This is a genomic window from Thermanaeromonas sp., assembly GCF_021890735.1.
GTDB lineage: Bacteria > Bacillota > DSM-521 > Neomoorellales > Neomoorellaceae > Thermanaeromonas.
Map to the genome: position 1 here is coordinate 23,336 of NZ_JAKKUR010000009.1, position 25,012 is coordinate 48,347.

24 protein-coding genes are annotated in these 25,012 nt (G+C 50.6%); 3 read left to right on the forward strand and 21 right to left on the reverse strand.

Annotated elements, in window-relative coordinates; translation table 11 throughout:
- Positions 1–4 precede the first annotated feature (4 nt).
- The 15 genes from yqfC to larB all read right to left on the reverse strand — a co-directional run bounded on the left by yqfC (position 5) and on the right by larB (position 14,377).
- Positions 5–316 carry a sporulation protein YqfC gene (gene yqfC, locus L5656_RS03345; protein WP_297199000.1) on the reverse strand — a complete coding sequence of 104 codons (312 nt, stop codon included), beginning with the start codon at positions 314–316 and terminating at the stop codon, positions 5–7.
- 203 nt (positions 317–519) lie between these two features.
- Entirely contained in the window at positions 520–696 is a 177-nt protein-coding gene (gene rpsU / locus L5656_RS03350) for a 30S ribosomal protein S21 (protein ID WP_297199003.1), read from the reverse strand.
- Between the two features lie 97 nt (positions 697–793).
- Positions 794–1,732: an aldo/keto reductase gene (locus L5656_RS03355; RefSeq protein WP_297199006.1), complete on the reverse strand. Its 939-nt coding sequence runs from the start codon at positions 1,730–1,732 to the stop codon at positions 794–796.
- Positions 1,733–1,769: 37 nt separating this feature from the next.
- Positions 1,770–2,111, reverse strand: coding sequence for a histidine triad nucleotide-binding protein (locus L5656_RS03360; protein WP_297199009.1), 342 nt, complete (start codon positions 2,109–2,111; stop codon positions 1,770–1,772).
- 61 nt (positions 2,112–2,172) lie between these two features.
- Positions 2,173–3,498 (reverse strand): tRNA (N(6)-L-threonylcarbamoyladenosine(37)-C(2))-methylthiotransferase MtaB, encoded by a 1,326-nt coding sequence (gene mtaB, locus L5656_RS03365; RefSeq protein WP_297199012.1) that lies wholly within the window; start codon positions 3,496–3,498, stop codon positions 2,173–2,175.
- Positions 3,499–3,509: 11 nt separating this feature from the next.
- On the reverse strand, positions 3,510–4,259 hold the full coding sequence (locus tag L5656_RS03370; RefSeq protein ID WP_297199015.1) for a 16S rRNA (uracil(1498)-N(3))-methyltransferase: 750 nt from the start codon (positions 4,257–4,259) through the stop codon (positions 3,510–3,512).
- A 6-nt stretch (positions 4,260–4,265) separates the two neighbouring features.
- Positions 4,266–5,132, reverse strand: coding sequence for a 50S ribosomal protein L11 methyltransferase (prmA, locus tag L5656_RS03375; RefSeq protein WP_297199018.1), 867 nt, complete (start codon positions 5,130–5,132; stop codon positions 4,266–4,268).
- A 10-nt stretch (positions 5,133–5,142) separates the two neighbouring features.
- On the reverse strand, positions 5,143–6,303 hold the full coding sequence (gene dnaJ, locus L5656_RS03380; protein WP_297199021.1) for a molecular chaperone DnaJ: 1,161 nt from the start codon (positions 6,301–6,303) through the stop codon (positions 5,143–5,145).
- A 16-nt stretch (positions 6,304–6,319) separates the two neighbouring features.
- Complete coding sequence (gene dnaK, locus L5656_RS03385) at positions 6,320–8,173, reverse strand: molecular chaperone DnaK (protein WP_297199024.1); 1,854 nt, start codon at positions 8,171–8,173, stop codon at positions 6,320–6,322.
- 44 nt (positions 8,174–8,217) lie between these two features.
- Positions 8,218–8,907, reverse strand: coding sequence for a nucleotide exchange factor GrpE (grpE, locus tag L5656_RS03390; protein WP_297199027.1), 690 nt, complete (start codon positions 8,905–8,907; stop codon positions 8,218–8,220).
- A gap of 139 nt (positions 8,908–9,046) precedes the next feature.
- Positions 9,047–10,075 (reverse strand): heat-inducible transcriptional repressor HrcA, encoded by a 1,029-nt coding sequence (gene hrcA, locus L5656_RS03395; RefSeq protein WP_297199031.1) that lies wholly within the window; start codon positions 10,073–10,075, stop codon positions 9,047–9,049.
- Positions 10,076–10,185: 110 nt separating this feature from the next.
- Positions 10,186–11,313 (reverse strand): radical SAM family heme chaperone HemW, encoded by a 1,128-nt coding sequence (gene hemW, locus L5656_RS03400; RefSeq protein ID WP_297199034.1) that lies wholly within the window; start codon positions 11,311–11,313, stop codon positions 10,186–10,188.
- A gap of 1 nt (position 11,314) precedes the next feature.
- Entirely contained in the window at positions 11,315–13,114 is a 1,800-nt protein-coding gene (gene lepA / locus L5656_RS03405; RefSeq protein WP_297199037.1) for a translation elongation factor 4, read from the reverse strand.
- 106 nt (positions 13,115–13,220) lie between these two features.
- Positions 13,221–13,559, reverse strand: a complete 339-nt coding sequence (locus tag L5656_RS03410; protein WP_297199040.1) for a phage holin family protein — start codon at positions 13,557–13,559, stop codon at positions 13,221–13,223.
- Positions 13,560–13,624: 65 nt separating this feature from the next.
- On the reverse strand, positions 13,625–14,377 hold the full coding sequence (larB, locus tag L5656_RS03415; protein WP_297199043.1) for a nickel pincer cofactor biosynthesis protein LarB: 753 nt from the start codon (positions 14,375–14,377) through the stop codon (positions 13,625–13,627).
- 321 nt (positions 14,378–14,698) lie between these two features.
- Between larB and spoIIP the strand changes: the two genes are divergently transcribed.
- Positions 14,699–15,433, forward strand: coding sequence for a stage II sporulation protein P (gene spoIIP / locus L5656_RS03420; RefSeq protein ID WP_297199045.1), 735 nt, complete (start codon positions 14,699–14,701; stop codon positions 15,431–15,433).
- Here spoIIP and L5656_RS03425 read toward each other — a convergent pair.
- The gene (locus L5656_RS03425) at positions 15,372–17,867 is read right to left on the reverse strand and encodes a DNA internalization-related competence protein ComEC/Rec2 (RefSeq protein ID WP_297199047.1); all 2,496 of its coding nucleotides are present in this window, start codon (positions 17,865–17,867) and stop codon (positions 15,372–15,374) included. The two genes, spoIIP and L5656_RS03425, sit on opposite strands and share 62 nt — an antisense overlap.
- A 173-nt stretch (positions 17,868–18,040) precedes the next feature.
- Between L5656_RS03425 and L5656_RS03430 the strand changes: the two genes are divergently transcribed.
- A complete protein-coding gene (locus L5656_RS03430) occupies positions 18,041–19,153 on the forward strand; it encodes an AAA family ATPase (RefSeq protein WP_297199050.1) in 1,113 nt (370 codons plus the stop codon).
- A gap of 81 nt (positions 19,154–19,234) precedes the next feature.
- The gene (gene holA, locus L5656_RS03435) at positions 19,235–20,215 is read left to right on the forward strand and encodes a DNA polymerase III subunit delta (RefSeq protein WP_297199053.1); all 981 of its coding nucleotides are present in this window, start codon (positions 19,235–19,237) and stop codon (positions 20,213–20,215) included.
- On the opposite strand, the gene rpsT is transcribed toward holA, so the two are convergent.
- The 5 genes from rpsT to leuS all read right to left on the reverse strand — a co-directional run bounded on the left by rpsT (position 20,193) and on the right by leuS (position 25,000).
- On the reverse strand, positions 20,193–20,462 hold the full coding sequence (gene rpsT, locus L5656_RS03440; RefSeq protein ID WP_297199056.1) for a 30S ribosomal protein S20: 270 nt from the start codon (positions 20,460–20,462) through the stop codon (positions 20,193–20,195). The two genes, holA and rpsT, sit on opposite strands and share 23 nt — an antisense overlap.
- A gap of 56 nt (positions 20,463–20,518) precedes the next feature.
- Positions 20,519–21,304, reverse strand: a complete 786-nt coding sequence (locus L5656_RS03445) for an undecaprenyl-diphosphate phosphatase (protein ID WP_297199059.1) — start codon at positions 21,302–21,304, stop codon at positions 20,519–20,521.
- Between the two features lie 60 nt (positions 21,305–21,364).
- Positions 21,365–21,976, reverse strand: a complete 612-nt coding sequence (locus tag L5656_RS03450; protein WP_297199062.1) for a ComEA family DNA-binding protein — start codon at positions 21,974–21,976, stop codon at positions 21,365–21,367.
- A 207-nt stretch (positions 21,977–22,183) separates the two neighbouring features.
- Positions 22,184–22,495 carry an MTH1187 family thiamine-binding protein gene (locus tag L5656_RS03455; protein WP_297199065.1) on the reverse strand — a complete coding sequence of 104 codons (312 nt, stop codon included), beginning with the start codon at positions 22,493–22,495 and terminating at the stop codon, positions 22,184–22,186.
- Between the two features lie 12 nt (positions 22,496–22,507).
- Positions 22,508–25,000 carry a leucine--tRNA ligase gene (leuS, locus tag L5656_RS03460; protein WP_297199068.1) on the reverse strand — a complete coding sequence of 831 codons (2,493 nt, stop codon included), beginning with the start codon at positions 24,998–25,000 and terminating at the stop codon, positions 22,508–22,510.
- Between the last annotated feature and the right edge of the window lie 12 nt (positions 25,001–25,012).

Consider the following 25,012-nt stretch of genomic DNA (forward strand, 5'->3'; position numbering starts at 1 on the left):
CGGGCTAATACCTTTCCAAAAACTTTATCGACTTAATACTTCCTTCTACAGCCATGGCGTCAGGACGAAGGACCTTAAGCTTTAAATCCTTTCCGGTTATCTCCAGCTGACCTAAGGTTGCATTTACTCGTAATAGTCCGCTTTCATAAGTAACTACTCCCCGGTGGTTTTCCAGCAGTAACCGGCTATTCCCAATTAGTGTTAGGCGGGGCCAGTCACAGACCGCTTCCTGGGGCAGATCTAAGAAGCTTGCCATGTGGTCTTTGGCCTTCACGAACTCTGCCGATTTCCGACCCTTTCCCTGCCGTACCGGCATAATTAAATCCGCCCCCTCTTACTCAATCTATGCCTCTCGTTCTGGAAAAAGACCCCTTTAATAGCCGTCTCAAAATAAAAAGCAGTAAAAAAGCCCGGCCGTATCAACCGGGCGAAAGTCACCTTATATTGTTTGTAAAGCAGCCGCCTTACCGGACAGTATCGAAGAATATATTCTTTTGGGGGAGGAAGGCTAAAAATAATTTATCGCCAGTGCCGCTTCTTAGCAGCCTGGGCCTTTTTCTTCCGCCTTACGCTGGGCTTCTCATAATGCTCCCGTTTGCGCATCTCTGCCATCAGTCCATCCTTCTGGCAAAGGCGTCTGAAACGCCTCAGAGCGCTATCTAAGCTCTCATCTTTTCCCACGCGAACTTCGCTCATTCGACCGTCTCCCTCCCCTCCTAACCGGTGGCAGCTGCTGCACTTCGCTTTATATGTATTCCACATTGAACGTTGTTTTTCCTTTTTTAAAATATCTTTATATCATCCGGATGGCAAATTGGGGACAAACTTCAGTGCAGTAGCCACACAATATGCATTTTTCAGGGTCAATCCGGGCTTTTCCTTGGTTTAAAGTAATAGCCCCGCTGGCGCACGCTTTTAAGCAAGCTCCATCTCCTACGCATACCGTTTCTACTACAGCAAAACGTTTGCTCAAACTTAAAGGCTCACCAGGATCCTCCCCGTTGAAGTAGCGAAGGTTATATTCTACCTCCTCCTCAGTCAGCATTCCCACAGCTATAGAGGCTACCCCCGGTATTTTTCTCGCAAACTCCATGGCTTCCCGGTACTGCTGGATCAGGTTGCCTCCGGCCAGTACCTTCATCAAGTACACGCCCTTCCCCTTTGCCACAGCCTCTTCTATAGCTTCCAGCATTTCCTCACGGTTTCCGTGTAAAAGTCCCATCCCTTTTATATTTATGAGAGGAAAAATTACATCTATTTCTTCACGGTTCGCCGCTTCCCGGACCGCAAGCACCGAATGGGTAGATATACCCACCGCACCGATAATTCCCTTTTCCTTGGCCTCTAGCAAGTACTGTAACGCTGCGGCCCTTTCTGCAAAGACCTTTTCCGTGGCCCTCGCAGCATGGAGGTGGAAAATATGGATATGGTCTAAGCCCAACTTGCTTAAAGCCTCTTCTACGGCCTTTTTCATTCCCTCATAATCTTCGGCTGTGGATTTGCTGGCTATTACTACTTCCTGGCCGTACCCCTTGATGGCTCTCCTTATCGGCTCATAGGTCTCGTAAATCTGGGCTGTATCTATGAAGTTTACTCCTCCCTCCAGGGCCCGGCGGATAAGCTTTTCACAGGTAGCCACATCTAAATTCTTTTGGCGTGGCCCCATGGGCAGAGCACCAAAGCACAGCTCAGAAACCTTAAATCCCGTGCGCCCCAAAGGACGATATTCCATTTTAAGAGGCAAACCTCCTATCTTAGTTAAAAGCTCTTTAACACAAGTTTCTCAATTGCCGCCCGCCCAAGAGGTGGTAATGAAGGTGATAGATGACCTGGCCTCCTTCCTGCTTACAATTGTTGACCAAGCGGAAACCCCGGTCAGCCAAGCCAAGCTCCCGGGCCACTTTAACAGCCACAAGGTGCAAGTGCCCGATAAGCTCTGCATCTTCTTCGGTTATGGCCGTAAGGTCGGGGATGTGCTTGCGGGGGATGATGAGTATATGCACGGGCGCCACAGGGCGTATATCTTTGAAGGCCACTACCCGTTCGTCCTGATAAACCATCTCTGAAGGAAGCTCTCCCGCAGCTATTTTACAAAAAATGCAGTCGGACATATGTTTTTCCTCCTCCCATAAAGTGGTCAAGACGAAACCAGGTTTATTTTCGATTTATCTTTTAGAAAATCCTGCATCCTTCATAAGAGACTTCTCCCCAAAGCCTTCCTTCCCGGTACTCCGCTATCTTTACGGGCACCAACCGACCTCTTAAGGGCTCCCGAGCCAAAAAAGATACCAGCAGATAGTTTCCGGTATGGCCCTCCCAAAAACCTTCGCGCCCAGGCATCTCCTCTTCCACCAACGTCTCTAAAGTCTCCCCTATAAATCCTTGTGCATACTCGGCGGCTAGCCTGCGGGCGAGCTCTAAAAGCCTGTTTACCCTTTCTTTTTTAACTTCAGCATCCACTTGCCCGGGCATTAAGGCTGCGGCAGTACGTGCCCGGGGTGAAAAAGGGAAAACATGTACGCGGGAGAAGCCAACCTCTTCAACCACTTCTAAGGTATGCCGGAAATGTTCTTCTTTTTCACCCGGAAAACCCACTATAACATCTGTGGTAATGGCGGCCCGGGGACGGCCCTGCCGGAGGCTGGCGATCAAATCCAGGTACTGCTTAACGTTGTACCGGCGGCCCATGCGCCTTAAAATCCAGTCATCACCGCTCTGTAAAGGAATATGGTAATGGGGGCAGATCTTTTCCGAACCTGTCAAAACTGCAACGAGCCCGGGAGTAAAATCAGGAGGGTCTATGGAGCTAACCCGTACCCGTCCCAGGCCGGGAATAGACACCACAAGTTTTAAAAGCCCCTCAAGATCTATATCTCCTCGTTCCCGGCCGTAGGCTCCCACATGGACTCCCGTGAGAACTATCTCCTGGTACCCGGCAGTAACAAGCTTTCTAATTTCGGCAATAACGGCTTCTGGCGCCCGGCTACGTAAAGGCCCTCGCGCATAGGGTACGATACAATATGTACAAAATTCTTCGCAACCCTCCTGGATCTTGACAAAAGCGCGGGAGCGGGAAGTCTGGACGAGGGGTAACTCCTCAAAGGGTTCTCCTTTTTCGTGCGGGCGCACAGCGTTTACGGTCTTACCAGTTCGCCGCGCTTCTTCTACCAGCTCAACCAGCCGCGCCCGCTCACGGGTACCTACGACTACATCCACGCCGGGAATCTTTAAAACTTCTTCCGGTGCAACTTGTGAGTAACAACCCGTTACCGCCACAATGGCTTCCGGATTTTGCCGGGTGGCCCGCCGGATCAATTGGCGGGATTTACGGTCACTTAAATGGGTAACGGTACAGGTATGAATGACGTATACATCAGCAGTCTCATCAAAGGGCACTATTTCGTACCCAGCTTGCTGAAATAGACCTTTAAGGGCTTCTAATTCGTTTTGGTTGACTTTACATCCCAAGCTGGCCAGGGCCACCCGCCGGGAAGCCACGTTTTCACCTCCTAAAACAGTCTGCCCAAATCTCCCAGTTCATACATGACAATGGCAAGGCAGGTCAAACCCGCTGTCTCCGTCCGTAAAATCCGCGGCCCTAGGTGTACCGGTATACCCCCCGCCTTACAGGCAAGCTCAACTTCCTTTTTACTTAATCCACCTTCTGGTCCCACAATCAAAGCCACAGGTTGGCCGGGAGATGCTCGTCCCAGCGCCCCCTTAAGGCCACAGCTCCTTTCCCCTTCCCAAAGAATCAAAAGCAGGGTTTCCGCAGGAATAACCCCCAAGGCCTCTTCCAATGTCCGGGGAAGCTCCACTGCCGGTATGTGGCCGCGCCGGCTCTGCTGTGCTGCCGCCCGGGCCACCCTTTGCCACCGTTCTCTTTTGCGCAAGGCCGCTTCTTCATCCAGGCGAACTACCACCCTCTCCGTCAAAAGGGGAATTATCCGCTTCACCCCTAATTCTGTGCATTTTTCTACGATTAAATCCATCTTATCGCCTTTGGGTAACCCCTGCAGTAAAGTCACCGTTAAAGGCGGTTCTACGGAAGGCAGGTCTTCTAAAAGCTCAGCCTCCACTTCTCCTTCCAGGACGGCAGTAACCCTTCCACGAAATAAGCCTCCCCGCTCGTCGGCTAGGGTGATCTCTTCCCCGACTTTAAGGCGTAAAACCCGAGCAGCATGATGCCCAGTTTCTCCGGACAGCATCACTCTGGTGCCTTTGGAATGTCGGCCAGGTATAAAAAAATGGTGGGCCACTCCGGCTCACCCTTTCTTTGCCGCTAAAGTTACCCAATCACTTTGGCTATCCTGTTTTATTAGACGAAAGCCGTGATTTTTAAGGGCTTCCAATATTTCAGCCTGGTGCGAGGCTAGAATACCACCTAATATAACATAACCTCCAGGCTTTAAAATTTTCGCGGCCTGAGGGAGAAGCTTAAGAAGTACGCTGGCAACTATATTAGCTATTATCATGTCAGCCCTCTTCGTAAACCCGGAGAGCAGGTCCCCCTCTTCCACCCTTACTGTACTCTGCACCCGGTTACGTTCTAAATTTTCCTTAGCCACCCTGACCGCTACCGGGTCGCTATCTACGGCTATTACTTCAGCAGCCCCCAACAAGGCAGCAGCAATAGCTAGAATACCGGACCCTGTACCCACATCATAAACTATAAACCCCGGCTTTAGGAATTCTTCCAGGAACTTTAAGGCCATAACGGTGGTGGGGTGAGTACCCGTCCCGAAGGCCATTCCCGGATCAAGTTCGATTATCATTTCCCCCGGCCGGGCAGAATAATCCTCCCAGCTCGGCTTTACCACCAGGCGCTCGGTTACCTTGATTGGTTTATAGTATGCCTTCCAAGAGCTAGCCCAATCTTCTTCCTCTACCCACCGGGTGGTAAAAAAGGCATAGAAATCGGGAAAAAAATGCTCCAGTTCATTTGCCTTCTCTCTAAGTTCTTCCAGCCTGAGCTTCAGCAGAGGACCTTCGGGAAGGTAACCCCGCAGGGAGACCCGCCCATCGCCGCCTTCCTCTATAATCAGCCCCTGGACGCCCGCCTCATAAAATAAATGAGCTACGGCTTCTGCAGCACATCTCGGGGTAGTAACAGTTATTTCCTGCCACTTCATGATGAGTCTATCATCCCATAAAAGCGTCTCTTACTTTCCTAAAAAAACCTTTATCTTGGTCTTTTTCCCGCTCAGAAGGCTCCCAACCGTATGAACGGGCAAACTCCCTCAAAATCTCCTTCTGCTTTTCGGTAAGGTTCCTGGGAGTAAGCACCCGTACTACTACATGCTGGTCGCCTCTCCCGGTCCCGTTTAGGCGTGGTATCCCTTTCCCTTTCAACCGGAAAGAGGTGCCGCTCTGGGTCCCCTCGGGTATTTTTAGCCGGACTTTGCCGTCCAGTGTTGGAACCTCGATTTCATCACCCAGGGCTGCTTGGACCATAGAAACGGGTATTTCGCAGATTACGTCAAAACCTTCCCGCCGGAATATAGGATGGGGGCGCACATTTATATATACATACAGGTCGCCCGGTGGGCCACCCCGTTCTCCCGCCTCGCCCTCTCCTGCTAAGCGCAGGCGAGCTCCTGTGTCCACTCCCGGGGGTATCTTGACCTTAATTTTCCTTGTCCGCTGCACTTGACCCCGACCGCGGCAGGTTTTACACGGACTAGTGATAATAGTACCTGTCCCGCGGCACTGAGGGCAGGTCCGTATAGTCTGAAAATGGCCCAACGGGGTACGCTGGGAATACCGCACCTGCCCTGTACCCTGGCAGGTCGGGCAATCCACAGGATAGGTCCCCGGTGCGGCCCCGGAACCGCCGCAGTCCGGGCATCTCTCCAGGCGAGGCACCCCCACTTCCTTTTCCGTCCCGAAGGCAGCTTCCTCAAAGGAAATATCTAAATCCAGCCGGACATCGGCGCCCCGCTGGGGCCCGGCCCGTCTCCGGGTCCCAAAGGGGTCTCCAAAGAACATATCAAACAAGTCGCCAAAAGTTCCGAAGTCGGCAGAAGCAGTGCCAAAATCGAAACCCCCGAAATCGGGACCCGGTCCGGCGCCGTCCGCGCCCAAGCCCGCATGACCAAATTGGTCGTACCGGGCCCTCTTCTCCGGGTCGCTTAAAACCTCGTAAGCTTCCTGGACTTCCTTGAACTTCTCTTCCGCCTCTTTATTACCCGGGTTGAGATCGGGATGGTACTGGCGTGCCAGCCGGCGGTAAGCCTTTTTTATCTCCTCTGCCGAAGCATCCCGGCTGACACCCAGCACCTCGTAATAGTCTCGTTTGGGCATGACCCATCACCGATTTTTATTTCTTATCATCATCCATAACTTTATACTCGGCATCTACTACGTTATCGCGACCTGAAGAGGGCCCTTCGGTACCCGTGGCCTGCCAGGCCTGGCCGCCGGTTTGCTGCCCGGTCTGCTGGTACACCTTGGTGGTAAGGGCAAAGACAGCCTGGGAGAGGGCTTCCATCTTTTCTTTAATCTTAGCAATGTCCTTGCCTCCCAGAGCATCCTGCAGTTCTTTTTTAGCCTGTTCAATCCTCTCGACATCGCTTTTATCGGCTTTTTCTTTGAACTCCTTAAGGGTACGTTCGGCCTGGTAAATGAGGGAATCCGCCTGGTTTCTGGTTTCTGCTTCCTCCTTGCGCCGGCGGTCAGCCTCGGCGTACATCTCGGCTTCCTTGATCATGCGCTGTATCTCTTCTTCGCTCAGGCCGCTCGACGACTTAATGGTGATGGCCTGCTGTTTGCCGGTAGCCAAATCCCTGGCCGATACGTGGACGATACCGTTCGCATCGATATCAAACTTGACTTCGATCTGGGGCACCCCTCGCGGCGCAGGCGGGATACCGGTAAGCTGGAACCGGCCGAGGCTCTTGTTGTCCGCCGCCATGGGGCGCTCGCCCTGGAGAACATGGATCTCAACCGTAGTCTGGTTGTCAGCCGCGGTAGTAAAGATCTGGCTTTTAGAGGTAGGAATCGTGGTATTCCGCTCGATGATCTTGGTGAACACTCCTCCCAAGGTCTCCACGCCCAGCGACAACGGCGTTACATCCAGCAGCAATATATCTTTGACCTCTCCAGCCAGCACGGCTCCTTGGATAGCTGCCCCCATGGCCACACATTCGTCTGGGTTAATACCCTTATGGGGTTCTTTACCCAGTACCCTGCGCACTGTTTCCTGTACCAAGGGTACCCTGGTGGATCCACCGACTAGCAAGACCTTGTCTATGTCTTCGGGTCTGAGGCCCGCATCGGCTAAGGCCTGCTGTATGGGCTCCACCGTCTTCTCCACCAAGTCAGCGATAAGTTCTTCAAACTTGGCTCGCGTCAAAGTGACGTCCAGGTGTACCGGACCGCTAGAGGTTACCGCAATAAACGGCAGATTGATATTGGTACTGGTAACACTGGAAAGCTCAATTTTAGCCCTTTCCGCAGCTTCTTTAAGCCGCTGCATGGCCATGCGGTCCTGTCTTAAATCTACACCGTACTCGCGGCGGCAAATATCGATAAGCCAGTTCATTATCCTTTCGTCAAAATCGTCCCCACCCAAACGGTTGTTACCGCTGGTAGCTTTGACCTCAAAGACGCCGTCTCCCAGCTCTAAAATAGACACATCAAAGGTACCGCCGCCCAGGTCATAAACGAGGATAGTCTGGTCCTCACCTTTATCTAACCCGTAGGCCAAAGAAGCAGCCGTGGGCTCATTTATAATACGTAGAACCTCTAAGCCTGCGATACGTCCAGCATCCCTTGTGGCCTGTCTCTGGCTATCTGTAAAGTAAGCCGGAACAGTGATAACAGCCTGGGTGATCTTTTCCCCCAGATAGGCCTCGGCATCAGCCTTGAGTTTCTGGAGGATCATAGCTGAGATTTCCTGGGGAGTGTACTCTTTATCGTCTATCCTTACCTTATAATTGGTCCCCATGTGCCGTTTAATGGAAATAACAGTACGCTCAGGGTTGGTGATGGCCTGGCGCTTAGCGGCTAGGCCTACCAGGCGTTCGCCGTCCTTAGTAAAGGCTACTACCGAAGGAGTGGTTCTACCGCCTTCAGCGTTAGGTATTACCACAGCTTCGCCGCCTTCCATTATGGCCATACAGGAGTTGGTAGTTCCGAGATCGATTCCTAAAACTTTACTTTTCTTACCCATAAATCAAAACACCTCCTCAAGAGGCTCGTAAAGATTAGTCACGACTAAGATTCTTCCTTCTTATCTTCTGTACTGGCCTCCGGCGGAGGAGCAGGGGGAACAGCTACCTTCACCAAGGCAGGGCGTAAAAGCTTACCCTTCAACAGATACCCTTTACGGAGCTCCGCAGTGACCGTATTATATTGGCCGGCTTCTGAAGCCTCCTCTGTGGCCACTGCCTCGTGCTGGAAAGGATCAAAGGGCCGGCCTACTGCTTCTATAGGGGTAAGCCCCTCCCGGCTCAACACTTCTAGCAACTGGCGCCAAACCATTTCCACTCCGGACACAAAAGCTTCCTTTTCTCCCCCGGTTTTGGCCGCTGCCAGAGCCAGCTCTAAGTTATCCAACACAGGGAGCAACTCTTTGATAAGGCCGGCTGTCGCTGTCTCCTTCATCTCCTGCTGCTCCCGCCGGACTCGCTTACGATAGTTATCAAAATCAGCGTGCAGGCGGATAAGCTGCGAACGTAAGGATTCTACTTCTTCTTTTAAAGCGGCTATCTCTTGTTCCCGGACATCCCTTTCTGCTTCTGCTTCTTTTCCTTCTACTTCTTCTCCTTCCACCTTTACTTCGGGTGGCGCTTCCTCTACTTCTCCGGCTGGAACCCCCTCAGCTTCTTCCTTACTGGAGACGGGAACCTCTTCGGGCGCTTCTGTGGGCTGGTCTACTTCTTTGCCTTCGGGTTCTAATTTCACCTGTTGGCCTCCTTCAAATTTAACCTTGCTTCCTTCACAAACCATATTAACCCTTTCCTCCATTCCCTTTCGGAAAAAAGGCCAGCGCCATTAATGCACCGGCCTCAGACCTCTTTTTTAAAAAGTTATCCAAAACACTTCATCCGCAGAGCCTTTCTAAGGCTCGAGAAAGATTTTGTGCCACGTATTCCAAAATAGAGATCGTGCGGGAATAATCCATACGAGTGGGTCCTAAAACCCCTACATTACCGATAACCTCGCCATTTATTTCATAAGTGACGGTTAGGACACTGCACTTGCTTATTCCCTGGTATTTATTTTCCCGGCCGATTTTTATGGTTAACCCGGCCGGCGGCCCCTGGGCAAAAAGCTCCCGCAGGGTATCCGCCTGCCCCAGGATAGACAGCAAGCTCTTTACCTTGTTGATATCCCTAAACTCAGGCTGCTCAAAGAGGTTTAACGTCCCCTCCAGGAAAATCTTCTCTTCTTTCTCTAGCTTGCTCAACCGCTCTAAAAGCTCCATTAACAAAGAACAGAGCTCCCGGTGTTCGGCCACCAATTCCCTGTAGATATCATTCAAAATACTAGGTTTAAGCTCTTCCAAAATTATTCCCTGAAGCCGGTGGTTTAAAAGGCGCGAAACACGCTCCAGCTCAAACTGGCTGATCCCGCAGGGTACGCTGAAAAAGTGGTGTTCTACTAGACCGTTGCTGGTAACCACTACCAACAAAGCCCGGCCAGGGGAAACATGGAAGAGCTGCACCTGCCTGATATAAGCCCGGCCCTGATAAGGTCCTAATCCCACAGCAGCTAAATTGGTCATCTCGGCCAGGAGGCGGGTGGCCTCGGCCAATACCTGCTCTATTTCTCCTAGTTTCTGCTCGAACCGGCTTCGGATATAATCTTTTTCACTTTGGGAAAGCTCCTGCCGCTCCATGAGACAATCCACATAATACCGGTAGCCCAGATCAGAAGGCACCCGGCCGGCTGAGGTATGGGGTTGCTCAAGTAAACCGAGTTCTTCTAAATCTGCCATTTCATTCCGTATGGTAGCCGGGCTTACGCCTAAATTATAACGCCGTGCGATAGTACGTGACCCTACCGGTTCGCCGGTGGCAATATAGTCTAATATTATAGCCTCTAATATCTTCCTCTTTCGTCCCTCCACCCGCACCCTGCCTCACCTTTTCCCGACTTAGCACTCTAAATTATAGAGTGCTAAAACTTTCATTAACAACATAGCACCGGCTTTTTGATTTGTCAAGCAAATTCGGGGGGTTAAACAAAAGCCAGGAAGACTTCGTTGGCCAGGGGCAAGCCCTTTTCTGTTATAACCATGCGCCCCTCCCTTATCTCTACCAGACCTGAGCTAACAAGGCGCTCTATTTCCGGCCCGTATACCGACATAAGCTCTTCCCCAAACCGGTCTTTAAATTCCTTAAGGCTTATACCTTTGCGCAACCGCAAACCTAAAAAAAGGGTTTCCCCCATCTTCTGACGCCGGTCTAGCTCTTCTTCCTCGGCTACCGGGAGCTTGCCTTCCTCCAGGGACCGGCAGTAATTTTCTATGGCAATCTCATTTTGCCATCTTTTACCCCTCCAGTGAGACGCGGCAGCCGCGCCTAGTCCCAAATAATCCTGGTTCTCCCAATAACTTAGGTTATGGCGGCACTTAAAGCCCAGTCGAGCAAAGTTGGATATCTCGTAGTGCTCGAAGCCTGCTTCCTTAAGTTTCTGGCAGGCAAGCCCGTACATGGATAGAACTTCTTCCTCTGCGGGAAGAAGTAAATCGCCCAGCATTTGTCTCCTACCCCAGGGAGTATCTATAGATAATTCTAGGGCATAAGTAGAGACGTGTTCGGGATAAAGCTTTATGGCCTGATTTAGTGTATCTTCCCACTGGGAGAAGGTTTGACCGGGTAGCCCGTAAATCAGGTCCAGATTAATATTGCTAAAACCGGCTTCTCGTGCCCAATAGAAAGCCTGGTAGATATCCTTGGCCTGGTGAACCCTCCCCATGGCCTTAAGCAATGCGTCATCAAAGCTTTGAGCCCCCAAGGATAGGCGGTTTACGCCAGCCAGCCGCAAAAGCTCTAGTTTCTTAGGAGTTAAGGTGCCGGGATTAGCCTCTAAAGTAATTTCCGCTTCTTCTTCAATACCAAAAATATTCCGGACCCTCTCAATTATATCCAGCAATTCTTCTCCTGAAAGATAAGAAGGGGTCCCCCCGCCTAAATAAAGGGTGGAAATCTTTCTCGGCTGAAAACGGGCAGCCACTAACTCCATCTCTTTAAACAAGGCAGCCAAATAGCGCCGCACCTGCCCGCGAGGAATCCCGGCGTAGGAAATAAAATCACAATAGTTGCACTTCTTAAGGCAAAAGGGAAGATGGATATAAAGATGCATTCTAATCTATCCTCAGCACAGCCATGAAGGCTTCCTGGGGTATTTCTACCTTGCCCAGCTTTTTTAGCCTCTTCTTCCCTTCTTTTTGCTTTTCCAGAAGCTTGCGCTTGCGGGTAACATCGCCACCGTAACATTTAGCCAAAACGTTTTTACGCAAGGCCCGGATGGTCTCCCGGGCGATAACCCTGCTCCCGATGGCCGCTTGTATAGGCACATCGAAGAGCTGCCGGGGAATGAGCTCCTTTAATCTTTCCACTAAAGCCCTGCCACGCTGGTATGCCCGGTCCCGGTGGACTATCACCGATAAGGCATCTACTACTTCATTGTTTATCAAGATATCCAGTTTTACCAAGTCAGAGGGACGGTAACCTATAAGCTCATAATCTAGAGACGCATATCCCCGAGTCCTGGATTTAAGCTGGTCAAAGAAATCATAGATAATCTCCGCCAAGGGTAGCTCATAAGTCAGGACCACCCGCTTTTCCGAAAGATACTCCATGGAGACAAACTCGCCCCTTCTATCCTGGCAAAGCTCCATCACCGCACCTACATATTCAGTAGGCAGCATCAGAGTAGCCTTAACGTAAGGCTCCTCTATGGTAGCTATACTCCCCGGTGGCGGAAGGCGGGTAGGGTTATCAATATGAAGGACTTCCCCGTTGGTGCGGGTCACCCGGTAAACTACGCTGGGAGCCGTAGTAATCAGCTCCAGACCGTATTCCCTCTCCAACCGTTCTTGGACAATCTCCATGTGCAAAAGGCCCAAAAAACCGCAGCGGAAGCCGAAACCGAGCGCTGCTGAAGTTTCGGGTTCAAAGACAAGGGCGGCATCGTTTAGCTGGAGTTTTTCCAGAGCCTCCTTAAGTTCCTCGTACTTCTCAGAATCCACCGGGTAAAGGCCGCAATAGACCATGGGAGTTACGGGCCGGTACCCGGGCAAGGGATGTGCGGCCGGCCTTTCCGCTGAAGTTATGGTATCTCCGACACGGGTATCCCGCACGTTTTTAATGCTGGCCGCCAGGTACCCCACTTCCCCGGCCTCCAGAGCCTCCACCGGCCGGGGCCTAGGAGTAAATACTCCCACTTCGGTAACCTCGAATTCCTTGCCTGTAGACATCATACGGATGACCATGCCTTTAGTTAAGCGGCCGTTGGCCACCCGCACATAAGGGATGGCTCCACGGTAGGAATCGAAATAAGAATCAAAAATAAGGGCTTGTAGAGGTGCGTCTGGATCCCCTTCCGGCGGTGGGATACGGCTGACAATGGCTTCTAAGATCTCTTCAATCCCGTATCCCGTCTTGGCTGAAGCAAGTATGGCCTGGCTTCCGTCCAGTCCCAAGACCTCTTCCAGCTCGCGGCGTACCCGCTCGGGTTCAGCATTGAGCAGATCGATTTTATTGATAACGGGTATAATCTCCAAATTATGCTCCAGGGCCAAATATAAGTTGGCAACAGTTTGGGCTTCTACTCCCTGGCTGGCGTCCACCACCAGCAAGGCCCCTTCGCACGCAGCCAGGCTCCTGGAGACTTCATACGTAAAATCTACATGGCCAGGAGTATCGATCAAATTAAGGATGTACTCTTGGCCGTCACGGGCACGGTAAACCAGCCGCACCGCCTGAAGTTTAATGGTTATGCCCCGTTCGCGCTCCAGTTCCATGGTATCCAACACCTGGTCTACCATTTCGCGCGGGCTAAGGGCACCGGTATACTCTAGCAGACGGTCGGCTAAGGTAGATTTGCCATGATCGATATGGGCTATAATACAGAAATTACGGATACGCTCCTGCTTGGTCAAGGTAGTCAAAACCTCCTGGCCCTGATTATAGCAAAAAGCGAGCCCGGCTTAAAGCCGGGCCCTTTGGTATATCCTTGCTCCTGCTAGTACACCATATACATTTACTTTAGCGGAGCTCTGTAGGGACAAAGGCATCAATAACGCCGATCACCAGAGCAGCGAGGAGTGCCCCTAAAATATTTACTTGCAAAAACTGAGGTATGAGGAATTGAGCTAGATAAATTACTACTGCCGCTACCAGAAAACCTACGATACCCCGTCCGTGAGGTGAAATGCGCTTACCTAGCAGAGCTTCTATTACCCAACCCAGTACGGCGATGACTACCGCCGCTACGAGAGCACCGGTGAAGCCCGCTACTCTGATGCCCGGCAACAAGTAAGCTACAAGCATCAACACCAGGGCTGATACGATAAATCTAATCACCGCTCCTAGCCAATTTTGCACTTACTCCACCTCCTTTCCCATTCCTCCATAGCTTTACCCAAAAGGAGGTGGATTATACTAACTACTTACCTTTTCAACCGTGTGATAGCCGTGGCCAGGGCTGCTGCCCCAAAACCGTTATCAATATTTACTACACCTACCCCTATAGCGCAGCTGTTAAGCATGGTCAAAAGGGCAGCCAAACCCCCGAAGCTGGCCCCGTATCCTACGCTTGTAGGTACGGCAATAACTGGCTGGGAAACCATACCTGCTACCACGCTAGCTAAAGCTCCCTCCATCCCTGCCACGACAATAATAACGTCGGCCTCCCGGACTCTGTCCATCTGGTCCAGCAGCCGGTGTATGCCTGCTACTCCCACATCATAAATTCTTACCACCTCATTGCCCATAACTTCGGCCGTAACCGCCGCCTCCTCAGCTACAGGTAAGTCCGCCGTGCCTGCGCTTAAAACAGCCACCCTGCCTCCTGTAGGGGGTATCTCACCGGCAGGTATCACTATGGTTCGGGCCAGGGAATTAAACTGAGCCAAAGGTAGTTCTGAGCGTACCTGCTGAAAAACCTCTTCCGTAGTTCTGGTAACCAATACGGTACTGCCAGCTTCATAAAGGCGGCGGCAGATAGCCACAATTTGCTCCTTTGTTTTACCCTGCCCGAAAATTACCTCAGGGAAACCCTGGCGTAAAGCTCTATGATGGTCGATCTTAGCGTAAAACAGGTCTTCATAACTTAAGTTTTTTAAACGCTTCAGCGCCTCCTCAACGTCTACCCGGCCTTCACGCACAGCTTCAAGGAGCTCTTTGAGCTTGTTTTCCGTCAAAGGGTTCGCCTCCTTTTAGCTACTGGTCTAAAAAGAACGTTACAGGAATAAAATGGGTGTAGCGGGGGGGATAAACCCTTGAAAAAAAATTTCCTGCGGATTGCCGTCATTTTTTTATTGGTTGTCCTCGGGATACGATCTTCAATTTTCTTTAAGTTTTCCCAGAGCTTGGCTCCCTTCTCCTTTCCACCCTCATTTTGGAAAAATATCCTATACGCAGGGTTACCTACGTTAGTCCTTAAGGCTTCCCACCCTCCCCATTTTGAGGAAGAAGGCTTATGGCCCTTTTACCTCCGTAGCTTGTCCCCGGAGCTAGTGACAATGTTAAGTGCTGAAGAAGAGGAGTACCCTTTCCCGGGTACATCAGAGAGTCCCCCGCCTCCCCCACCCCTAAATATTAATCAGTTGGACAAAGATAGCAAACACCCACTGGTAGCCATTTATAATACCCACAATGCAGAGTCCTATGCACCCAGCCAGGGGGCTGAAAAATTGCCTGGCCAAAACGGTGGCGTAGTCCGGGTAGCCGCCGTCCTGGCCGAAACCTTAACCCAGGATTACGGCATTCCTGTAGTGCGGTCAGAAACTATCCATGATTATCCCGATTTTACCCTTTCCTACGCCAATTCGGAAAAGACGGTGCGCCGGATGCTAGCCGAAAATCCTTCCATCCAGATCGTACTGGATATCCACAGGGATGCCGGACTCAAACAGCCACCTGTAGCTTATATCAATAATCAAGAAGTAGCTCAGATATTGATCGTCGTAGGCAGTAACGCACGGCTAGAGCACCCTAACTGGCGCCAAAACGAAGCCTTTGCCCAAAAGCTGGCTAAAATAATGGATGAACTCTATCCAGGACTGTGCCGCGGTGTCCGCGTACAGCAGGGCAGGTATAACCAGCACTTACACCCCCGTGCTCTCCTCTTAGAAATAGGAAGCAGTAATAATACTTTAGATCAAGCCCAGAGATCCGCTAAGCTTTTGGCACGTGTTATAGCCGAGGCCCTGGAGCAGCTAAAGCAGGAGAATCCCCTGAAACAACCCGAATCTTGATGTCACTGTCTTTAGTTTTAACCTTAAGTCCCCGGCCATCGGTAAAAAAGGTGATAGCCCCGTGCTCGTCAGTGCGTAAAACAGGTATTCCCCTGGTTCGCCAGTAATCAACGACCTCGCGGCTAGGATGACCGAAGCTATTTTTGGCGCCTACGGAGATCACTACGAAAGACGGCCCTACTTCTTCCAGAAACTTCTCATGCAACCCAAAGCGGCTACCGTGATGGGGAACCTGAAAAACCGTGCTGCTTACATTTAGCCCACTATTTAGTATGTCCTCCATACTATAAGTTTCTATATCACCAGTAAAAAGGAATGTAATGCGGCCATACTGAAGACGGGTGACCAGTGAACAACTATTGTCCGAGGTTTTGGTTCCGGATGTACGGCTTGAGGGATTTAAAAATATAACCTCTACAACATCATCAAGGCGAAGGCCGTCTCCGCGGCTTGCTTCGGACCAGGGAATTTGCCGTTCCTTTAACTTTTCCAGTAAAGGCGCATATTCGTACAAAAAGTTTCCCTTCAAGGGCGGTAGCACCATTAATGAAATGGGCATCCTTCCCACAACCGCCAGCAACCCTCCCATATGGTCAGCGTCCGGATGGGTGCTTATTACCACATCTAGCTTCCTTACGCCTTGGCGATGCAAAAAGGGAATAACTACCTTTTCCCCTACTTCCTTACCCATATCGTCGTCCGGCCGGCCGCCCCCGTCTATAAGCACGTGTTTACCACCGGGGGTACGGATATATATGGCATCGCCCTGCCCTACATCTAAGAAGGTAACCTGCAACTCCCGGGCTGAAATATGATCCCATAAGAAAAAAATACTCGCTCCTATCAGGCTGAGGCAAATGAGGGTGTTACGCAGCGCCTTACCCTTTAAATAGCGCGTGCGCCACCATAACATGCGCGGGTGTTCCCACCTCATGTAAGCCTCCCGTACTAGAATAAGTACCGCATAATAGCCGACAATCCAGGCTGGAGACGGGGTGGCAAGTGGGAGGGCAGCGCCGGGCAGGGAGCCCAGTTTATAGAGTACATATAGGAGAAAGGCCAGCAAAGGTTCGGCGGCCGAAGCTAAAGCTTGCCCGGCCACCGGGGAAATTAGGGCCGCCAGAAAAGTGGCCAGCCCTAAAAGGGTAACCACCCCACTTAAACCTATAGTTACCAGGTTGGCCGGCAAGCTCAGAAGGGGAAGAAGGTTGAAGTAATAAACGGTCAAAGGGAGAAGAGCGATCTGGGCTGCCAAAGGTACGATCAGATAGCGCCGCCAAGGAGGAAGCCAGGTTAAGAGGCCGTCTACCAAGGGATACAGGTAAACAAGGCCCCAGGTAGCTAAGAAAGATAGCTGGAATCCGGCATCATATAAGTAGCGCGGTTGAAAAACTAAGATAAGGAAAGCTGCTAAAGAGAGGGAACTATAAAAGTTAAAGTTTTGGCGTTTTAGATAACCGTATAAACCCAGGCTTCCCATGATAGTCGCCCGGGTAATAGAAGGGCTAAAACCAGCCATCGCTGCATAAAAAATTAGTCCCGCTATACTTAGGGTCACAGCCCACTTCAAGGGCAATCCTAGAACTCCTGCTAGGCCCATAAGAAAAAGTAAAACGAAACCCACATGGAGGCCAGAGACGGCGAGAACATGCATGACCCCCAAAGTTTTAAAAACATCCACATCTTCCTGTTCCAGTTTTTCTTTATCCCCGAAAAGGAGAGCCAGAAGCAGGCCACTAAAACGCGGGGGAAGAGCTGAAGTAATGGCCACCCGAGCCCGTTCCTTCGCCTTCAAAGCAAGATGCCACCACAGGTAACCCTTGCCCTCTCCTATTTTCCTTATATTTCCGGGATTATCTACAATCAACTGGGTATATATGTAACGGCGGGCCAAATAGGCACGGTAATCAAATTCTCCGGGATTGCGGGCGGTGGCCGGGAGTTCCAAGCGACCTTTAACCTTTAAAACATCGCCATAACGGTAGTAAGGAATATCCCAGGATAGAGCAGAATCTGAAGAAACCCCGGAAGCTTTTATATCCCGTGGAAGATACTGGATGACCTCTACCTTCTCCTTTATCTTACATTGGCGTTCTCCTTGCTTTATCTCTTGGGCTTCCAGTACATAGACCACCCGCTGAGAATATATTTTAGGCTCCTCGATCACCACACCCTGCAGTTCAAGGAAGGTATTTAATTCTGTACTTAATTGGCTACGATGGTAAGTATAATCCCAAGAAGCTACAGCATAACCGCCCGCTAAAAAAGCGAATTGTAAAAGAGCCATCCTAGCCCAGGGCCGTATTCTAAAAAAGGGAGATAAAGTTAATGCTCCCAAAGTTATAAATGCTAATAGGGCAGGCAGCGCAGGTAAAATCACCCAGCGAGCCAGCCAAAGCCCTGCTATAAAAGCGATAGTCCCACTTACGATCAAATATTGCCCCATAAGAAGTAAATTACGCCCTCTTTAAGCTGGTTCCTGCTAATCTCAAAGGTCTAAACCGGTTTTAGGCCTACTTAATCGAGCAAGCGTTGACCTATTACTTATTCAGTAATAAAATATTACTACTAACGTAATATCCGGAGGTGTTCAATCTGGCTGGCAAATTGTTCCCTATCGGAGGTCCGGTCACGGAAGAAGACATCGTAGATAGGGAAGCCTTTATAACAACCTTAGAGATGAGATTAGCAGGGGGACAAAGTATTGTACTGGTAGGCCCTCGCAGAACCGGTAAAACTTCTTTAGCCCACGAAGTTCTCCGCAGGCTGAAAAAGCGCGGGTTTTATACGGCCACAGTCGACTGTTTTCGCCTCTCAAACAGGCGTGACCTGGCGCAGTCTCTTATTAACAGTTGCCTCGAAAACAGAACGGGTATGCGAAGAACTTTAGATGTTCTAAAGAGCCATGCTAAGGCACTCGCTGACACCGCCAAACTTGCGGTTAAACTTGAAGACCTGCAAGTAAGCGTTGATCTCTTCCACATTGATTTAGACGAAGCCACTGTTCTTAACTACGCTTTAGACCTCCCAGAGACTATTGCCACCCGTGACGGAAAAAATATGGTAGTGATGTTCGACGAATTTCAGGACATTAGTCAAATAGCAGGCGATGATATATACAAAAAGATGCGATCGTATTTCCAAAACCACCGTAGGGTATCTTACTTATTCCTGGGTTCAAAAGAAGGAATGATGAAGACCCTTTTTGGTAATCGTAGAGAAGCATTTTACCGTTTTGCCACTATTTTTTCTATCCCTCCTATCCCGCAAGAAGCATGGATAGAATATATTTCTCGAAAGTTTGCGGAGCAAAATCTTGCTGTTGAAGAAGAAGCAATTAGGCAAATTTTGGAGATAACTCAAGGCCATCCTTATAACACGATGCTATTATGTTCCGAGATCTACTATATATTACTCGAAACAGCAAAGTCTACCATTACACCAGGTATCATCAAAATAGGCTTCGACCGGGCAATGCTCAGCCTGGCTCCCATATACGAAGTAATTATCGAAGAACTCGGCCACCGGCCCGTCATCCGCCAGGTATTAAGAAGCATCGCCCGAGGGTCCAAAGTATATACCGGAAAAGTCAATCCTAACGAAATCAAGCGGGCTATAGACTACCTGATTGCGAAAGGTATAATCGAAAAAACCGGACGAGGGACGTATAGATTTATCGAGCCCATGTTCGGTGAATACGTTCGCCGTGAACTTCTTTAGTACCCTAAAGGTAATAGTTGCTATAATAGGGTAAGGGCCTTTTAAACGCCCTAATACATATTCTAAACGGGTGAGTTTGAAATGACCTGGCAAGAACTTCAAAAAGAGTTGACCGCAGGCTCAGTAGCTCCTGTGTATCTCTTCTACGGTCAGGAAAAATATCTTATTACCCGGGCAGTAGAAGCCCTTAAAAATAAATTGCTCGGCCCGGAAGCCGAGCTTTTGGACTACCAAGAGTTTGAAGGAAAAGAAATAAATCTCGAGGCCCTCCTCTCCGCTACACAAACACCGCCGGTATTATCCGTTAGGCGTTTAATCGTGGTAAAGGATGCTCCGTTAAATGAGGAAGCCCTCCTTGAAGCTATCTCTCCGCCCTGTCCTACCTCATGCCTGGTGCTTCTGGCCGGAGAGGAGATAGATAAGAGGAAAAAGCTTGTAAAAGCTATTCAGCAAGCAGGGCGGGTAGTGGAATTTAGGAATTTACCGCCAGCCGAACTGGCCCAATACTTTAAGGATGAAGCACGGAAACGAGGACGGTCCCTGGAAGAAGGAGCAGCTCAAGCCTTAGCCGAGGCCGTTACCGGACTTGAGCAAGGGTTAAAGGAACTGGAGAAGCTCGATCTCTATCTTCCGCCCGGAACACCCATCACCCTTAAGGACGTGGAGACTCTGGTCCCTGCTGCCCTAAGTTCCAAAACCATCTTCCAGCTCCTGGATGCCCTGGCGGAAGGAGACCGCTCGACAGCGATAGACCTGTGTCGGAGGCTACTCGCCTTTGGTGAAGCTCCTTTGGCCATCCTGGGCATGATGGCCCGCCAGTTTCGTCTCCTGCTCCTCGCCCACATCCACGGGCCCGCTTCTCCCTTGGCAGAAATCCTGGGCCTGCATCCCTGGGTGGCCAAGAAAATAGCACGCCTTGCCAGGAAAAGTTCCTTAGCGTCCACGGTTTCAGCCCTAGAGAAAATCCTTAGGGCAGACGTAGCCTTGAAAACAGGTGTAGGAGACCCCCGCTTGATCCTCGAACAACTTATATGGTCACTTACCCGGCCACGGCCCGGTTAAAGCGCTGTTGCAGCCGCGATTTTTTCCTCGCCGCAGTATTACGGTGCAACACCCCTTTTGTAACCGCCTTATCTATGATCCTCAGAGCTTGGCGAAGATTCTCCTTGGCTTCTTCCAAGGCACCTCCGGCCAACGCCTTCTCAAATTTCTTGATGGCCGTCTTCACCCTGGATTTTATGGCCTTATTCCGCAAAGTGCGCTTTTCGATGATTTTGATCCGCTTTTTGGCCGATTTAGTATGGGCCACCTATCCCTCACCTCCCGACGTATTTTATCACACCTGGGATCCCCGTGCAACTTGATTCAAGCTTTAAGAAGCACCATTAAAAATGTCGCGGTAGCTAAAAGGAGCCGGTACCAGGCGAAAAGGGCAAAACTGCCCCGCCGTAAATACTTAAGTAAAAACTTAATAGCTAGAAATCCTAGGAGGGCTGAAGTAAAAACACCCACGCCGAAGGAGAAATTTATGTCTTGCCAGGATATGTGGCGCAGTTCCCAGAGAGCGGCCCCCGCTATAATAGGGATGGAAAGTAGAAAGGAAAAATGTGCTGCGGCTTCCCTTGTTAATCCCCCTAACAAACCTGCGGTCATGGTTACACCCGAACGGGATACTCCGGGTATAATGGCCAGTGCCTGAGAAAAACCCACCAGCAGACTATCCCACACGTTTATCTCCTCAAGCCCTCTCTTTTTCCGGCTGAAGCGGTCGGAGGACCAAAGAATTACACCCATTAAGGCAAGGGTGACGGCTATTAAAGTCGGCGTCCTAAAGATCGTTTGGGCATATTCCTCCAAGGTTACCCCAAACAGAGCACCAGGCACAGACGCTAAGAGGATGTACCAGAAAAGCCGTCCCTCTTTACTACGGGGACGGGTGAAACCGGCTACGACAAGCCTGGTCAATTCAGACCAAAAGTAAGCCAGCACACCGACTAGGGTTCCCACATGAAGGGCTACGTCAAAGGCCAGGCCCGGGTCCGGCCAACCGAAAAAAAAGCGGACCAAAATAAGGTGGGCTGAGCTGGAGATAGGTAAAAACTCAGCCAACCCCTGCACGGCTCCTAAAACTAAGGCCTGAAATACGCTCATATCGCTGCATCTTCCTTTACTTCGAAATAAATTTCTTTTAAAGTTTACCCTTTGGTACCCTCAGTACACCGTGATTAAATCTTTAAGGTTCTCCCATCGTTTGCTCCCAATGCCGGGTACGTTCTGCAAGTCTTCGATGGTCCGGAAGGGACCGTGCTGCTCGCGATATTCGATGATTCTTTGGGCTAGGCTGGGTCCGATACCCGGGAGGGTATCCAGTTCTTCCGGCCCGGCAGTATTTATATTAATTTTTCCCTGTGTTCTGCCCGTCCCCGGACCTGCCGTTCCCTGGGCAATTTTCCCTTCCTCGCCCACCCGGGGTACGATAATTTGCTGCCCATCAGATAAGGGAGCAGCCAGATTAAGGGCGTGGGGATCGGCTTCCGGAAGGACGCCCGCCAATTTCAGAGCCTCGTTCACCCGGGCACCCGCAGGCAACTGGTATACCCCGGGCCGTTCGACAGCCCCCGCTATATGTACCTGTATGAACTGCTGTTCTTTTGATACGTCATCCTCTACCTCAAGCTTGCCTTCCACCACCCCCCGTTCCACTACAGGTACGGCCCCCTCTTCGCTCTGCCTCCACTTCCCGTACTGCACCCCAGCACCAAACAAAAGGGACCCTGCAATAAATATAATCACCCACCGGGACCGGCTATCCCATTCCCACAACCTTCTTCACCCCGAGAAGAAAGCTTGCCACCCTTGCTTTAAGGGTTGATTTCTTTTTGCCATGCCAGAAGTATCTATACAACGCATGTAGGTAAGATTCCTGCATTAACAAGATTCCTGCCTTAAAAACATTAAAAAGAAAAAGGGTCCGTTCCAGACCCTTTAAACTTAATCATCGTTAAAATTAGCCCGGCCTTCCTGGTCTTTTCAGGTTTCCTGAAGCTTCTTTCTTACGGATTCGAGCTTGCCTTCCATGGTAAGCTCCTTATCCTTCCGATCGTCTATACTAATAGAAGTTATAACCCTTAAAGCCCCTTTTTGAAAGGGTAACTCGTGCATCTTCCGGAAAACCTGGAAAAGAGAATCCAAATCTCCCTCTATAACCGTAGCCATAGGCGTAAGTTGAAACTTAATACCCGGCATCTCACTCAAAAGACGTTGCAGTTCCGCTACATAAGAGCTTATGCTCGGTGAACCCGGACCTCCTAAAGGGATCACCGTTATCTGGGCAACAGGCATACATCTCCCTCCTTAACCTGCCTTCCGGACCACTAGGTTAACTAGTTTGTCCGGTACCACAATTACCTTTACCAACTCCTGCCCTTTCAGCCAGGCGGCGATCTTCTCCCGGGAGAGGACGGCCTCCCGTAGCTCTTCCTCCTTAAGGCCGGCCGGTACGCGAATACGATCCCGGACTTTCCCATTGATCTGGACTACCACTGTAACCTCATCGGCCACAAGGGCTTCGGGGTCGTACTCCGGCCAGCTCTCCAGATGTACGCTTCTCTCCTTACCTATACCTTGCCAAAGCTCCTCCGCAATATGGGGCGTAAAAGGCGCCAGAAGTACAATCAGCTTGCTCAAAGCTTCCTTGAGCAAAGGTAAATTCTGGTCCGCAGGGTCAATTTGCTCTTGGTAATCGTAGAGCCCGTTTACCAACTCCATGATGGCACTTATGGCGGTGTTAAAGTTAAAGCGTTCTTCTATATCTTCAGTTACCTTTTTGATGGTAGCATGCAGAAGGCGATACAGCTCTTTGTCGGCCTTCCTCATAAGTCGGACTTCATCCTCTTGTATCCCCCGCACCTTATTACTATAATGGTAAACCAGCCTCCAAACTCTATTTAAGAAGCGATAACAACCTTCTACTCCCTGGTCGCTCCATTCCAGGTCCCTTTCTGGCGGCGCGGCAAACAAGATAAAGAGGCGGGCGGTATCGGCCCCGTAGCGCTCTATGATCTCTTCCGGGCTTACCACATTTCCCTTGGATTTGGACATTTTGCCCCCGTCCTTGAGAACCATACCCTGCGTAAGCAAATTCTGGAAAGGTTCCTCCACTCCTACTAGGCCGAAATCGTACAGGGCTTTGGTAAAGAACCGGGCATACATGAGGTGGAGGATCGCATGCTCTACGCCGCCTATATATTGATCCACGTTCATCCAGTAATCAACCTTATCTCGCTCGAAGGGAACATCCTGGCTGTGGGGACTGGTATAGCGCAAGAAATACCAGGAAGAACAAACAAAGGTATCCATGGTATCCGTTTCCCGCCGGGCCGGTGACCCGCAGGACGGGCAAGTAGTATGGACAAACTCGGGGCATTCTTTAAGGGGCGATTCCCCGGTAGGTTTAAACTCGACCCCCTCAGGCAGGATTACCGGCAGGTCTTCCTCGGGCACAGGCACAATACCGCAGCGGTCGCAGTAGATTATAGGTATAGGTGCCCCCCAGTACCGCTGCCGGGAAATGAGCCAATCCCGCAATTTATAGTTCACCTTGCGGCAACCTGCACCTTTTTCTTCTAGATAAGCTATGACCTTCTCTTTACCTTCCTCGCTGGGCAATCCCGTAAAAGGCCCGGAATTGATCATTATACCTGGCTCTACATAAGCTTGTTCCATGCTGGAGGGGTCAAGCTCACCGTTAGGGGGCTTAATAACCACCTTAATGGGGAGACCGTACTTGCGGGCGAACTCAAAGTCCCGCTGGTCGTGGGCCGGTACACCCATGACTGCCCCCGTGCCGTACTCCATCAACACATAGTTGGCGATCCATACTGGTACCCTTTCCCCGTTGACCGGGTTTATTGCATAAGCTCCGATAAACATACCTTCTTTTTCTTTCTCGGTTGCCGTGCGGTCCAGAGTGCTTAAATGCCGAGCAGCCTCTATAAACTTTTCTACTTTGTCTTCATAAGGTGTCCCACGTGTAAGCTTTACCACTAAGGGATGCTCGGGAGCCAAAACCATATAAGTTACACCGAAAAGGGTGTCCGGCCGGGTAGTAAAAACAGGTATTTCCTCCCCGCTTCCCTCCAGGCGGAACACCACCTCGGCACCGAAACTTTTGCCGATCCAGTTTTCCTGCATTACCTTTACTTTTTCCGGCCAACCTGGAAGCTTCTTCAAGTCTTCCAGCAAGCGGTCTGCATACTTCGTGATGCGGAAGAACCACTGCTCCAAGTCGCGACGTGTTACAGGTGTACCGCACCGTTCGCAGGCTCCACCTACCACTTGCTCGTTGGCCAGAACTGTAGCACAGGAAGGACACCAGTTCACGGCAGCCTTTTTGCGGTAGGCCAGGCCGTGTTTGTACATCTGCAGGAATAACCACTGGGTCCACTTATAGTAGCTGGGGTGGCAGGTAGCTATCTCCCGGTCCCAATCGTAACTTATACCCATGGATTTTAGCTGCCTGCGCATATTGGCTATATTTTTCCATGTCCACTCCGCCGGATGTATCCCGTGTTTAATGGCGGCATTTTCCGCAGGTAAACCAAAAGCATCCCAACCCATGGGGTGCAGGACGTTGAACCCCCGCATGCGTTTAAAACGAGCTACCACATCACCGATGGTATAGTTGCGCACATGCCCCATGTGAAGGTTGCCAGAAGGGTAGGGAAACATCTCCAGGCAGTAAAACTTAGGCCGCGGGTCGTCTTCCCGTGCTTTATACAGCTCGTTAGCCTCCCAACGCCGCTGCCATTTTGGCTCTATTTCCTTAAAATTATATCTAGCCTCCAAGGTTCCCTTTCA